This window comes from Pseudomonas sp. NY15354 (assembly GCF_048068075.1).
Taxonomy (GTDB): Bacteria; Pseudomonadota; Gammaproteobacteria; order Pseudomonadales; family Pseudomonadaceae; genus Aquipseudomonas; species Aquipseudomonas guariconensis_C.
Genome location: NZ_JBLUPV010000003.1, coordinates 112285 through 124821 on the forward strand (window position 1 = coordinate 112285; position 12537 = coordinate 124821).

General features: G+C 62.6%; 11 protein-coding genes. 6 read left to right on the forward strand and 5 right to left on the reverse strand.

What is annotated here, in order from left to right; genetic code table 11:
* Position 1: 1 nt before the first annotated feature.
* The 4 genes from frr to rpsB form a co-directional block, all read right to left on the reverse strand.
* Entirely contained in the window at positions 2-559 is a 558-nt protein-coding gene (frr, locus tag ACNFCH_RS04240; RefSeq protein ID WP_070094128.1) for a ribosome recycling factor, read from the reverse strand.
* A complete protein-coding gene (gene pyrH, locus ACNFCH_RS04245) occupies positions 556-1299 on the reverse strand; it encodes a UMP kinase (protein WP_043208871.1) in 744 nt (247 codons plus the stop codon). Before pyrH ends, frr begins: the two co-directional genes overlap by 4 nt.
* A 180-nt stretch (positions 1300-1479) precedes the next feature.
* Positions 1480-2343 (reverse strand): translation elongation factor Ts, encoded by an 864-nt coding sequence (gene tsf / locus ACNFCH_RS04250; RefSeq protein ID WP_196162773.1) that lies wholly within the window; start codon positions 2341-2343, stop codon positions 1480-1482.
* A gap of 185 nt (positions 2344-2528) precedes the next feature.
* Positions 2529-3266, reverse strand: a complete 738-nt coding sequence (gene rpsB, locus ACNFCH_RS04255; RefSeq protein ID WP_043208878.1) for a 30S ribosomal protein S2 — start codon at positions 3264-3266, stop codon at positions 2529-2531.
* Positions 3267-3613: 347 nt separating this feature from the next.
* Between rpsB and map the strand changes: the two genes are divergently transcribed.
* The 4 genes from map to ACNFCH_RS04275 all read left to right on the forward strand — a co-directional run bounded on the left by map (position 3614) and on the right by ACNFCH_RS04275 (position 9188).
* Positions 3614-4396, forward strand: a complete 783-nt coding sequence (gene map / locus ACNFCH_RS04260) for a type I methionyl aminopeptidase (RefSeq protein ID WP_070094130.1) — start codon at positions 3614-3616, stop codon at positions 4394-4396.
* A gap of 31 nt (positions 4397-4427) precedes the next feature.
* The gene (locus tag ACNFCH_RS04265) at positions 4428-7130 is read left to right on the forward strand and encodes a [protein-PII] uridylyltransferase (RefSeq protein WP_416742323.1); all 2703 of its coding nucleotides are present in this window, start codon (positions 4428-4430) and stop codon (positions 7128-7130) included.
* Between the two features lie 30 nt (positions 7131-7160).
* Positions 7161-8354 carry a succinyldiaminopimelate transaminase gene (dapC, locus tag ACNFCH_RS04270; RefSeq protein ID WP_416742324.1) on the forward strand — a complete coding sequence of 398 codons (1194 nt, stop codon included), beginning with the start codon at positions 7161-7163 and terminating at the stop codon, positions 8352-8354.
* Between the two features lie 93 nt (positions 8355-8447).
* On the forward strand, positions 8448-9188 hold the full coding sequence (locus tag ACNFCH_RS04275; protein WP_416742325.1) for a peptidase M12: 741 nt from the start codon (positions 8448-8450) through the stop codon (positions 9186-9188).
* A gap of 5 nt (positions 9189-9193) precedes the next feature.
* Here the strand turns inward: ACNFCH_RS04275 and ACNFCH_RS04280 are convergent, their stop codons facing one another.
* A complete protein-coding gene (locus ACNFCH_RS04280) occupies positions 9194-10840 on the reverse strand; it encodes a Na+/H+ antiporter (protein ID WP_416742326.1) in 1647 nt (548 codons plus the stop codon).
* A gap of 271 nt (positions 10841-11111) precedes the next feature.
* Here ACNFCH_RS04280 and ACNFCH_RS04285 point away from each other — a divergent pair, with 271 nt between their 5' ends.
* Together ACNFCH_RS04285 and dapD are read left to right on the forward strand one after the other, a co-directional pair.
* The gene (locus ACNFCH_RS04285; protein WP_337158193.1) at positions 11112-11459 is read left to right on the forward strand and encodes an ArsC family reductase; all 348 of its coding nucleotides are present in this window, start codon (positions 11112-11114) and stop codon (positions 11457-11459) included.
* Between the two features lie 41 nt (positions 11460-11500).
* On the forward strand, positions 11501-12535 hold the full coding sequence (dapD, locus tag ACNFCH_RS04290; protein WP_337158194.1) for a 2,3,4,5-tetrahydropyridine-2,6-dicarboxylate N-succinyltransferase: 1035 nt from the start codon (positions 11501-11503) through the stop codon (positions 12533-12535).
* Positions 12536-12537: the final 2 nt, after the last annotated feature.

Consider the following 12537-nt stretch of genomic DNA (forward strand, 5'->3'; position numbering starts at 1 on the left):
CTCAAACGGCCATCAGGTCCTTCTCCTTGGCTTCCAGAGCCTTGTCGACTTCAGCGATGAACTTGTCGGTCAGCTTCTGCAGCTCGTCGGCGGCGCGACGCTCTTCGTCTTCGCTGATTTCCTTGTCCTTGGCCAGCTTCTTGAGGTCGGCCAGAGCATCGCGACGCACATTGCGCACCGAAACCTTGGCGTCTTCGGCAACGCCACGGGCCTGCTTGGTGTAACCCTTGCGGGTTTCCTCGGTCAGGGCTGGCATCGGCACACGAATGGTGGTGCCGGCGCTCGACGGGTTCAGGCCCAGGTCGGAGGTCAGGATGGCCTTCTCGATGGCAGCGCTGAGGTTTTTGTCGTGCGCCACGATCTTCAGGGTACGGGCGTCTTCAACGGTGATAGCAGCCACCTGGTTCAGCGGCATCTCGCTACCCCAAGCCGGCACCTTGACGCTGTCCAGGATGCTCGGGTGGGCGCGACCGGTGCGGATCGCCGCCAGGTTGCGACCCAGGGCCTCGATGGACTTGCCCATGCGCTCCTGAGCGTCTTTCTTGATGTCGTTGATCATGCTTCGCCTTCCTCGATCAGAGTACCTTCAGCGCCACCCACCACGATGTTCAGCAGGGCGCCAGGCTTGTTCATGTTGAATACCCGCAATGGCATCTTGTGGTCGCGGCACAGGCAGATTGCGGTCAGGTCCATGACACCGAGCTTGCGATCCAGAACCTCGTCGTAGGTCAGGTGATCGAACTTCTCGGCATGAGGATCCTTGAATGGATCGGCAGTGTAGACACCGTCGACCTTGGTCGCCTTCAGCACCACATCGGCATCGATTTCGATGGCACGCAGGCAGGCTGCGGAGTCGGTGGTGAAGAACGGGTTGCCGGTACCGGCGGAGAAAATTACCACATCCCCGGAGTTGAGGTGACGAATAGCTTTGCGACGATCGTAATGATCGGTGACGCCGACCATGGAAATGGCGGACATGACCAGGGCCGGGATATTCGAGCGCTCCAGGGCGTCACGCATGGCCAGGGCATTCATCACGGTCGCCAGCATCCCCATGTGGTCGCCAGTGACGCGGTCCATGCCGGCTGCGCTGAGCGCTGCGCCGCGGAACAGGTTGCCCCCACCGATCACCAGGCCGACCTGGACACCGATGCCGACCAGTTGGCCGACTTCCAGGGCCATGCGATCAAGTACTTTCGGGTCGATCCCGAACTCTTCCGAGCCCATCAGGGCCTCGCCGCTAAGTTTGAGCAAAATGCGTTTATAGCGAGGTTGGCGACCACTCACCTGCTGGGCCATTGCGAGTCTCTCCTGCGGCGTCTTAAGTAAATTCTGCGCGGGCTGGGTAACAGCCTGCTAACTGTAGCGTGGCGCTGCTTCAGCGCCAGCGGAGCCTGGCCGGATAAACCCGGCTCCGGTTTGACAAAGAGGCTGCGCGCGTGAGCGGGCAGCCTCTTTGGGGCGACAGACGAGTCCGTCTTACTGCTTGGCGGCAGCTACCTGGGCGGCAACTTCTTCAGCGAAGTTGTCGACAGGCTTCTCGATGCCTTCGCCGACCTTGAAGTAGGTGAAGGAAACGATTTCAGCACCGGCTTTCTTGGCCAGGTCGCCGACTTTGACTTCCGGGTTCATGACGAAAGCCTGCTCGACCAGGGAGGCTTCGGCCAGGAACTTCGAGATACGACCTTTGATCATGTTCTCGACGATGTTTTCTGGCTTGCCAGCGATCTTGTCAGCGTTCAGCTGCAGGAAGACGCCCTTCTCGCGCTCGATGGCTTCGGCCGAGACTTCCGATGGCAGCAGGAACTCTGGGTTCGAAGCTGCAACGTGCATGGCGATGTTCTTGGCCAGCTCGACGTCGCCGCCTTTCAGGACGACAGCGGCACCGATCTTGTTGCCGTGCAGGTAGGCACCGACAACGTCACCTTCAACGCGCGCCAGACGACGGATGTTGACGTTCTCGCCGCACTTGGCAACCAGGGCTTCACGAGCGGCTTCGCGCGAGGCGATCAGCGGGGCTGCGTCGGTCAGCTTCTGGGCGAAGGCTTCTTCGATGCTTTCAGCAACGAAGTTCTTGAAGTCGTCTTGCAGAGCCAGGAAGTCGGTCTGCGAGTTCACTTCCAGCAGGACGGCGGATTTGCCGTCGGTCTTGACGGCGATGGCGCCTTCAGCGGCAACGTTGCCGGCTTTCTTGGCAGCCTTGATGGCGCCCGAAGCGCGCATGTCATCAATGGCTTTTTCGATGTCGCCGCCGGCCTTTTCCAGGGCCTTCTTGCAATCCATCATGCCTTCGCCAGTACGCTCACGCAGTTCTTTTACCAGCGCTGCAGTAATTGCTGCCATTTCAAAATCCTCTTGGAAAGTTTTTCAACCATTCCACCCGCTCAATCACGGGCGTTCAATTCTGGAAATCCACTGTCTTGATGTCAGCGCCCTACAGGATGCGACGTGATGCTGACAGGAGGATTTCAGGTGGCAAAAAGGGGGCCAAGCCCCCTTTTTGCGTGCCAAGTAGACGCAGGCGTCAATTACTCGGCAGCTGGTGCCGCCGCTTCTTCAGCGTAAACTTCAGTGCCGCCAGCAACGTTGTTGCGGCCGCGGATGACGGCGTCAGCCATCGAAGTCATGTACAGCTCGATGGCGCGGATGGCGTCGTCGTTGCCTGGGATGATGTAATCAACACCTTCCGGGCTGCTGTTGGTATCGACAACGCCGATGACCGGGATGCCCAGCTTGTTGGCTTCGGTGATCGCGATGCGCTCGTGATCAACGTCGATGACGAACAGTGCGTCAGGCAGACCGCCCATGTCCTTGATGCCGCCCAGGCTGCGATCCAGTTTTTCCAGGTCGCGGGAGCGCATCAGGGCTTCTTTCTTGGTCAGCTTGGCGAAAGTGCCGTCTTCGGCCTGGGTTTCCAGGTCGCGCAGACGCTTGATCGAAGCGCGGATGGTCTTGTAGTTGGTCAGCATGCCGCCCAACCAGCGGTGATCAACGTATGGCGAACCGCAACGAGCAGCTTGCTCGGCGACGATCTTGCCAGCGGAACGCTTGGTGCCGACGAACAGGATCTTGTTCTTGCCCTGGGCCAGGCGCTCTACGAACGACAGAGCGTCGTTGAACATCGGCAGGGTTTTTTCCAGGTTGATGATGTGAATCTTGTTACGCGCGCCGAAAATGAACTTGCCCATTTTCGGGTTCCAGTAACGGGTCTGGTGGCCGAAGTGCACACCGGCCTTCAGCATATCGCGCATGTTGACTTGGGACATGATAGTTCCTTGATAAGTCGGGTTGGGCCTCCACGCATCCCAATGACCAACCCGCGAGCCCATCGGACTCGGAGCACCCAGGTCATCGTGTCGACACGTGTGTGGGTTTAAGCTTCCGGAGGACCTCCCCCGAAAGCGGCGCATTTTATACCACAGACCGCGAGCGAACGGAACCCGGTTGATGTCTCGTCCGTCAGCGGCTTTTGCAGCAGGCTGGCAATCGCGCCAGAATGCCTTCGATAGACAGCAGAACCTGCGCCTTTATCCCGACAGATTGCCGCCCTGCTCTGCTAGAATCCGGCCTTTCCCGTTTGTTCGCGCCCCCGTGGCGCCGTAGAGAGCCTGTAATGACCGTCACCATCAAGACCGCAGAAGACATCGAGAAGATGCGCATCGCCGGCCGCCTGGCCGCCGAAGTCCTCGAGATGATCGAGGAACACGTCAAGCCCGGTGTCACCACCGAAGAGCTGGACCGCATCTGCCACGACTACATCGTCAACGTCCAGCAGGCCATTCCGGCGCCGCTCAACTACAAAGGCTTCCCCAAGTCGATCTGCACCTCGATCAACCATGTGGTCTGCCACGGCATCCCCAACGAGAAGCCGCTCAAGGATGGCGACACCATCAACATCGACATCACCGTGATCAAGGATGGCTACCACGGCGATACCAGCCGCATGTTCCATGTCGGCACCGTCGCCCCGTGGGCCGAGCGCCTGTCCAAGGTGACCCAGGAGTGCATGTACAAGGCCATCGAACTGGTCAAGCCGGGTTGCCGCCTGGGCGATATCGGCGAAGTCATCCAGAAGCACGCCGAGAAGAACGGCTTCTCCGTGGTTCGCGAGTTCTGCGGCCATGGCATCGGCAAGGTGTTCCACGAGGAGCCGCAGGTGCTGCACTACGGCCGTGCTGGCACCGGCATGGAGCTCAAGGAAGGCATGACCTTCACCATCGAGCCGATGATCAACCAGGGCAAGGCCGACACCAAGGTGCTGGGCGACGGCTGGACCGCCATCACCAAGGACCGCAAGCTCTCGGCCCAGTGGGAACACACTATCCTGGTGACCGCCACCGGCTACGAGATCTTCACCCTGCGCAAGGACGACACCCTCCCGCGCACCTCGGCCTGACCCTGGGCCAACCACACAGGAACGCGACTCGATGACCCAGGTGGATCCCGAGCTGTTCGACCGGGGCCAGTTCCAAGCGGAACTGGCCCTCAAGGCAAGCCCCACCGCGGCCTTCAAGAAGGCCATCCGCCAGGCGGGCACGGTGCTCGACCGGCGTTTTCGGGAAGGCTGCGAGATCCGCCCCCTCATCGAGGCCCGTGCCTGGTTCGTCGATAACATCCTGCAACAGGCCTGGAACCAGTTCGATTGGCGCGACCAGGCCGGCATTGCCCTGGTGGCCGTCGGCGGCTACGGCCGTGGCGAGTTGCACCCCTGGTCGGACATTGACCTGCTGATCCTGCTCGACAGCGCCGAGCATGAGCAGTACCGCGATGCCATCGAGCGCTTCCTCACACTGCTCTGGGACATCGGCCTGGAAGTCGGCCAGAGCGTGCGCACGGTCGATGAATGCGCCGAACAGGCCCGTGCCGACTTGACCGTCATCACCAACCTGATGGAAAGCCGCACCATCGCCGGCCCCGAAGCCCTGCGCCAGCGCATGCTGGATGTGACCAGCACCGCGCACATGTGGCCGAGCAAGGAGTTCTTCCTGGCCAAGCGCGCCGAACTCAAGGCCCGCCACCACAAGTACAACGACACCGAATACAACCTGGAGCCCAACGTCAAAGGCTCCCCGGGCGGCCTGCGCGACATCCAGACCGTCCTCTGGGTGGCGCGCCGCCAGTACGGCACGCTGAACCTCCACGCCCTGGCCGGTGAAGACTTCCTGCTCGAAAGCGAGAACGAACTGCTGGCCTCCTCCCAGGCCTTTCTGTGGCGTGTGCGCTATGCCCTGCACATGCTTGCCGGACGCGCCGAGGACCGCCTGCTGTTCGACCATCAGCGCAGCATCGCCGCGTTGCTCGGCTACAGCGACGAGAACCCCAAGCGGGCCATCGAGCAGTTCATGCAGCAGTACTACCGGGTGGTGATGAGCATCAGCCAGCTGTGTGACCTGATCATCCAGCACTTCGAGGAAGTCATCCTCGCTGACGAGGACAGCGGCACCACCCAGCCGCTCAATGCACGCTTCCGCCTGCACGATGGCTACATCGAAGCGGTCAACCCGACCGTCTTCAAGCGCACACCATTCGCCATGCTGGAAATCTTCGTGCTGATGGCTCAGCATCCGGAGATCAAGGGCGTGCGCGCCGACACCGTGCGTCAGTTGCGCGAACACCGTCACCTGATCAACGACAAGTTCCGCAACGATATCCGCAACACCAGCCTGTTCATCGAGCTGTTCAAGTGCGAGATCGGTATCCATCGCAACCTGCGCCGAATGAACCGCTACGGCATCCTGGGCCGCTACCTGCCGGAATTCGGCCTGATCGTCGGGCAGATGCAGCACGACCTGTTCCACATCTATACGGTCGATGCCCACACCCTCAACCTGATCAAGCACCTGCGCAAACTTCAGTACACCCCGGTGTCGGAGAAATTCCCGCTGGCCAGCAAGCTCATGGGCCGCCTGCCCAAACCCGAGCTGATCTACCTTGCCGGCCTTTATCACGACATCGGCAAGGGTCGCCAAGGCGACCACTCCGAGCTGGGCGCGGTGGATGCCCAGGCGTTCTGCGAGCGCCATCAGTTACCGGCATGGGACAGCAAACTGATCGTCTGGTTGGTGCAGCAGCACCTGGTGATGTCCACCACTGCCCAGCGCAAGGACCTCTCCGATCCGCAGGTGATCAACGACTTCGCCCTGCTGGTGGGCGACGAGACACGCCTGGACTACCTCTACGTGCTGACCGTAGCCGACATCAACGCCACCAACCCCAGCCTGTGGAACTCCTGGCGCGCCAGCCTGCTGCGCCAACTCTATACCGAGACCAAGCGCGCCCTGCGCCGTGGCCTGGAAAACCCGCTGGACCGCGAGGAGCAGATCCGTCAGACGCAGACCGCGGCACTGGACATCCTGGTCCGCGAGGGCACCGACCCGGACGATGTGGAGCAGCTCTGGGCCCAGCTGGGCGATGATTACTTCCTGCGCCACACCGCCGCCGACGTGGCCTGGCACAGCGATGCGATCCTCCAGCAACCGGCCGATGGCGGCCCGCTGGTACTGATCAAGGAAACCACCCAGCGCGAGTTCGAAGGCGGCACGCAGATCTTCATCTATGCGCCGGACCAGCACGACTTCTTCGCCGTGACCGTGGCCGCGATGTCCCAGCTCAACCTGAACATCCATGATGCGCGGATCATCACCTCCAGCAGCCAGTTCACCCTCGATACCTATATCGTCCTGGACAACGACGGCGGCTCGATCGGCGACAACCCGCAGCGGGTCAAGCAGATCCGCGACGGCCTGACCGAAGCGCTGCGCACCCCCGAGGACTACCCGACCATCATCCAGCGCCGGGTGCCGCGCCAGCTCAAGCACTTCACCTTCGCCCCGCAGGTGACCATCCACAACGACGCCCAGCGGCCGGTGACCATCCTCGAGATCACCGCGCCCGACCGCCCTGGCCTGCTGGCCCGGATCGGCAGGATCTTCCTGGAGTTCGACCTGTCGCTGCAGAACGCCAAGATCGCCACCTTGGGCGAGCGCGTGGAAGACGTGTTCTTCATCACCGATGCCCACAATCAGCCGCTGTCCGACCCACAACTGTGCCTTCGCCTGCAGGAAGCCATCATCAAGCAGTTGCAGGCTGGCCAGGCCAGCGACGCCAGCCCGACCCGCGTGACCTTTTAACGATTAGACGATTGACGAGACCTTGCGCCGATGAACCATGCCCTGACCCAGCTTCAGCCCTACCCGTTCGAAAAACTCCGCGCCCTGCTGGGCAGCGTGAAGCCTGCGGCGGACAAGCGCGCCATCGCCCTGTCGATCGGCGAGCCGAAGCACGAATCGCCGGCGTTCGTCGCCCAGGCCATGGCCGACAACCTCGACAAGCTGGCGGTGTACCCGAGCACCATCGGCCTGCCGGCCCTGCGCCAGGCCATCGGCCAATGGTGCGAACGACGCTTCGGCGTACCGGCCGGCTGGCTCGACGCCGACCGCCATATCCTGCCGGTCAACGGTACCCGTGAGGCGCTGTTCGCCTTCACCCAGGCCGTGGTCAACCGCGCCGATGACGGCCTGGTGGTCAGCCCAAACCCGTTCTACCAGATCTACGAAGGCGCGGCCCTGCTGGCGGGCGCCACCCCGCACTACCTGCCGTGCCTGGAAAGCAATGGCTTCAACCCTGATTTCGACGCCGTACCGGCCGAGGTCTGGAAGCGTTGCCAGATACTCTTCCTGTGCTCCCCCGGCAACCCCACCGGCGCCCTGGTGCCGATGGAAACCCTGAAGAAGCTGATCGCCGTGGCCGATGAGCACGACTTCGTGATCGCCGCCGACGAGTGCTACAGCGAGCTGTACTTCGACGAAGACGCCCCGCCGCCTGGCCTGCTCAGCGCCTGCGCCGAGCTGGGCCGCAGCGACTTCGCGCGTTGCGTGGTGTTCCACAGCCTGTCCAAGCGCTCCAACTTGCCAGGCCTGCGCTCCGGCTTCGTGGCCGGCGATGCCAAGATCATCAAGCCATTCCTGCTCTATCGCACCTACCACGGCTGCGCCATGCCGGTGCAGACTCAACTGGCAAGCGTCGCGGCCTGGCAGGACGAAGCCCATGTGCGCGAGAACCGCGACCAGTACCGGGCCAAATACGACGCCGTGCTGGACATTCTCCAGCCCGTGATGGACGTGCAGCGTCCCGACGGCAGCTTCTACCTGTGGGCCAAGGTACCTGGCAGCGATGCCGACTTCACCCGCGACCTGTTCGAAGCCGAGCATGTGACCGTGGTGCCGGGCTCGTATCTGTCTCGTGAAGTGGATGGGGTCAACCCAGGCGCTGGCCGCGTGCGCATGGCGCTGGTCGCACCACTGGCCGAGTGCATCGAGGCGGCGGAACGGATCCGCGCATTCCTGACGCGCTGAAATAGCGACTCGCGCTTGAGCAATATGTACCGCACCTAGCCATTGGCGACAGGCAAAGCTCCGCAAACCTTTTCTCATTGCGGAGCTTTTCCCTTGAACTCACTGATCTTTCCTCGTCGACGCGCGCCCCTGGACATGCGACAAGCGCACGCCCTGGCCATCGCTGAAAACCCTCGCAACGCCGGCCCCGCGCCGCAGGCCAATCGCCGCAAACGCGCCCTTGCCGTGCATGGCAAGCTATGGCGCCCGGGCCGTACGATCTGGGTCTCATTCCTGGGCTCGCCTGACCGGCGCTTGAAGACCGATATCTTCGACCTGGCCAGCCAATGGCTGGACCAATCCGACGCCAACCTGTCGCTCGAGCTTGCACTGGATGACAACCCACGCGCACAGATCCGGGTACGTGCCCACCCGTCGCTGGTGCACAACGAGTCCCTGGTTGGCACCGACGCGCTGACGGCGAGGGGTGAAACCATGAACCTGAACGTCGTACCTACCCATCCCAGCTTCGAACATGTGGTGCTGCATGAATTCGGCCACGCCCTGGGCGCGGAGCACGAACATCAACACCCTGGGGCAAACATCCCCTGGAACCTGCCCGAGGTGCTGAAAAGCGTCACCGCGATGCCGGGCTGGACCTACCAGCAGGTGATGGAGGAAATGATCAGTACCCGGGATGACGTCGGCCTGGTCAAGACCGACTACGACCCCGGCTCGGTCATGCACTATCCGGTTCCCCAGACCTTCACCTTAGGCGACTGGGAAATTGGGCTGAACAGTCAACTGAGCGAAAAAGACCTGGCGTTCATGCGCCTGGCCTATCCCCATGACTGATGGGCTCAGCGCACCTGCCCGAGGTTCGCCTCGCTGAGGTCAAGTTCGCCCAGCACCTGGCGCACCACCTCATCGCCCACCAGATGCTGGCGATGCAGGTTATACAGTTCAAGGCGCTGGGCGCGCAGCGCACGCAGGCGTAGGCGACGTTCCAACAGGTCCATCTGCTCGGCCAGGGCTCGGGCCTCCGCCGAGTCGTTGTAGCTGTCCAGCTCATCGCGGTACTCGGCCATCAGACGCGCCTTCAACTCGGTGGCCAAGGTGGCCTGGGTTGCGTCCTGCGGGGCGCTGGTATCAATCACCTCCTCCGCTTCCAGCGCATGGATCGCTGCTTCTGCCGTGCGTCGCCAGGCCTCCTGGACTTCCTGGCGCAAGCGATCATCCGGGCTGCGGGTAACGCCGCGCAGCAGGAACGGCAAGGTGATCACGGCGCAGATCAGCGACAACAAGATCACCCCTGCGGCAATGAAGATGAGCAAGTCGCGCTCGGGGAAGGCCTTGCCGGCCCCCATCAGCAAAGGTATCGACATCACACCAGCCAGGGTCACGGCACCGCGCACCCCGCCCAAGGTCAGCAACCAGCACGAGCGCGCAGTCGGCAACAGCACCAGTTCCGGCTTGCCGCGCCAGCGCCGCACCACACCGATCGCCCGCCAGATGCTCTGCACCCAGATGAAACGCAACAGGATCAACGCCGCGAAGATGGCCACCACGTCCAGGCAGCGCCAGGCCAGGGTCGGCCACACCGCGGCTTCATCGGTGACCACGGCCTTGACGATGTCCGGCAACTGCAACCCCAGCAACAGGAAGATCAAGCCGTTGAAGGCAAATTCCAGCAGCGACCAGACACTGCGGTTGAGCAGGCGTGTGCTGGTCTGGCGCGGCAACAGGTCGAGCCAGCTCTGCATCATCCCCGCTGCCACCGCCGAGAGGATGCCCGACACCCCCAGGCGCTCGGCCAGCACATAGGCGGCGAACGGCAGCAGCAACATGAACACCACATGGGTCGCAGGATCGTCCCAGCCCCGGGCGATCATCCACATACGCAGGCGCCCGACCAACCAGCTCAATACCACACCCACACCCAGGCCACCCAGGGCGACAAGCACGAAGGTAAGGCTGGCATCGGCCAACGAAAACACGCCGGTAATGGCTGCGGCCAAAGCGAACTTGAAGGTCACCAGGCCCGAGGCATCGTTCATCAGCGCCTCACCCTGGAGCATGTGCATCAGCGGCGTGGGCAGGCGGTCCTGGGTGATGGCCGACACCGCCACCGCATCGGTAGGCGACAACACTGCCGCCAGGGCGAAGGCCACCGCCAGGGGAATGCTTGGCAGTAGCCAGTGAATGAAATACCCGGCACCGACGACGGTGAACAGCACCAGCCCCACTGCCAGCGCCACCACCGGACCGCGGATGCGCCAGAGTTCACGCTTGGGCATGCGCCAGCCGTCGGCGAACAGCAAGGGAGGCAGGAACAGAAACAGGAACAACTCCGGATCCAGCGCGACATGCAGCCCGAGGGTGGGCCAGGCCAACAGCGCCCCGGCGCCAATCTGCACCAGCGGCAGTGGCAGCGGAATCACCCGCCCCACCAACTTCGACAAGCTCACCAGCATCAGCAGGATTAGAACGGTATAGGCTGACTGCATCGGCAAAGCTTCCTCTATGAACGGACAAACGACAGCGCAGGCGAGACATCGTCTTTGAAACAATATGTTAGCGGTGGTCCGCTACCTTGAGCCGCTGCACGATAGTCGCAGCCGCCCGTCCAATATGTAACACAATGCTACCCACCTCGATGCGACAAGCCTGCGCGACCACAGCCGTGGCGCTCGATGGAACGATGCCGCATAATCCGGCGACTTACTTTCGGGAGAACATGGGGAGGATTGGGGAAGCCAATGATCCCCGATGAATTCAATGGCTTACACTCTCTACGGCATCAAAGCCTGCGACACCATGAAGAAGGCCCGTACCTGGCTTGACGAAAAAGCCGTCGGCTACGCCTTTCACGATTACAAGACCCAGGGCATCGACCGCGACAGCCTGAACCGCTGGTGCGACGAACATGGCTGGGAAGTGGTCCTCAACCGCGCCGGCACCACCTTCCGCAAGCTGGACGACGCCAGCAAGGCCGATCTCGACCAGGCCAAGGCCGTCGAACTGATGCTGGCCCAGCCTTCGATGATCAAACGCCCCGTGCTCGATCTCGGTGACCGCACCCTGGTTGGCTTCAAGCCCGACCTGTACGCCGCGGCACTGGCCTGAACCGCCTTCGCTTCAACCCCTTATTCGCATGAGGTAATTGCATGTCCACTACCCTGTTCAGCCTGGCCTTCGGTGTCGGCACCCAGAACCGCCAGGGCACCTGGCTGGAAGTCTTCTACGCTCAGCCCGTCCTCGCCCCGAGCGCCGAGTTGGTCGCAGCCATCGCGCCGATCCTCGGCTACGAAGGTGGCAACCAGGCCATTGCCTTCAGCAACGCCCAGGCCGCCCAGTTGGCTGAAGCCGTCAAGGGCGTGGACGCCGCCCAGGCCGCGCTGCTGACTCGCCTGGCCGAAAGCCAAAAGCCGCTGGTCGCCACCGTGCTGGCCGAAGACGGCGCACTGGCCTCCACCCCAGAGGCGTACCTGAAGCTGCACCTGCTGTCGCACCGTCTGGTCAAGCCGCACGGCGTGAGCCTGGCCGGCATCTTCCCGCTGCTGCCGAACGTCGCCTGGACCAACCAGGGCGCGGTGGACCTGAGCGAGCTGGCCGAGCTGCAACTGGAGGCGCGCCTGAAGGGCGAGCTGCTGGAAGTGTTCTCGGTGGACAAGTTCCCGAAGATGACCGACTACGTGGTTCCGGCCGGCGTGCGTATCGCCGACACCGCACGCGTACGCCTGGGCGCCTACATCGGCGAAGGCACTACCATCATGCACGAAGGCTTCGTCAACTTTAACGCCGGCACCGAAGGCCCAGGCATGATCGAAGGCCGCGTCTCCGCAGGCGTCTTCGTCGGCAAGGGTTCGGACCTGGGCGGCGGTTGCTCGACCATGGGTACCCTGTCCGGTGGCGGCAACATCGTGATCAAGGTCGGTGAAGGCTGCCTGATCGGCGCCAACGCCGGTATCGGCATCCCGTTGGGCGATCGCAACACTGTGGAAGCCGGCCTGTACATCACCGCCGGTACCAAGGTGAACCTGCTGGACGAAAACAACCAGCTGGTCAAAGTCGTCAAGGCGCGCGACCTGGCCGGCCAGACCGACCTGCTGTTCCGTCGCAACTCGCTCAATGGCGCGGTGGAATGCAAGACCCACAAGTCGGCCATCGAGCTGAACGAGGCGCTGCACGCCCACAACTGAGA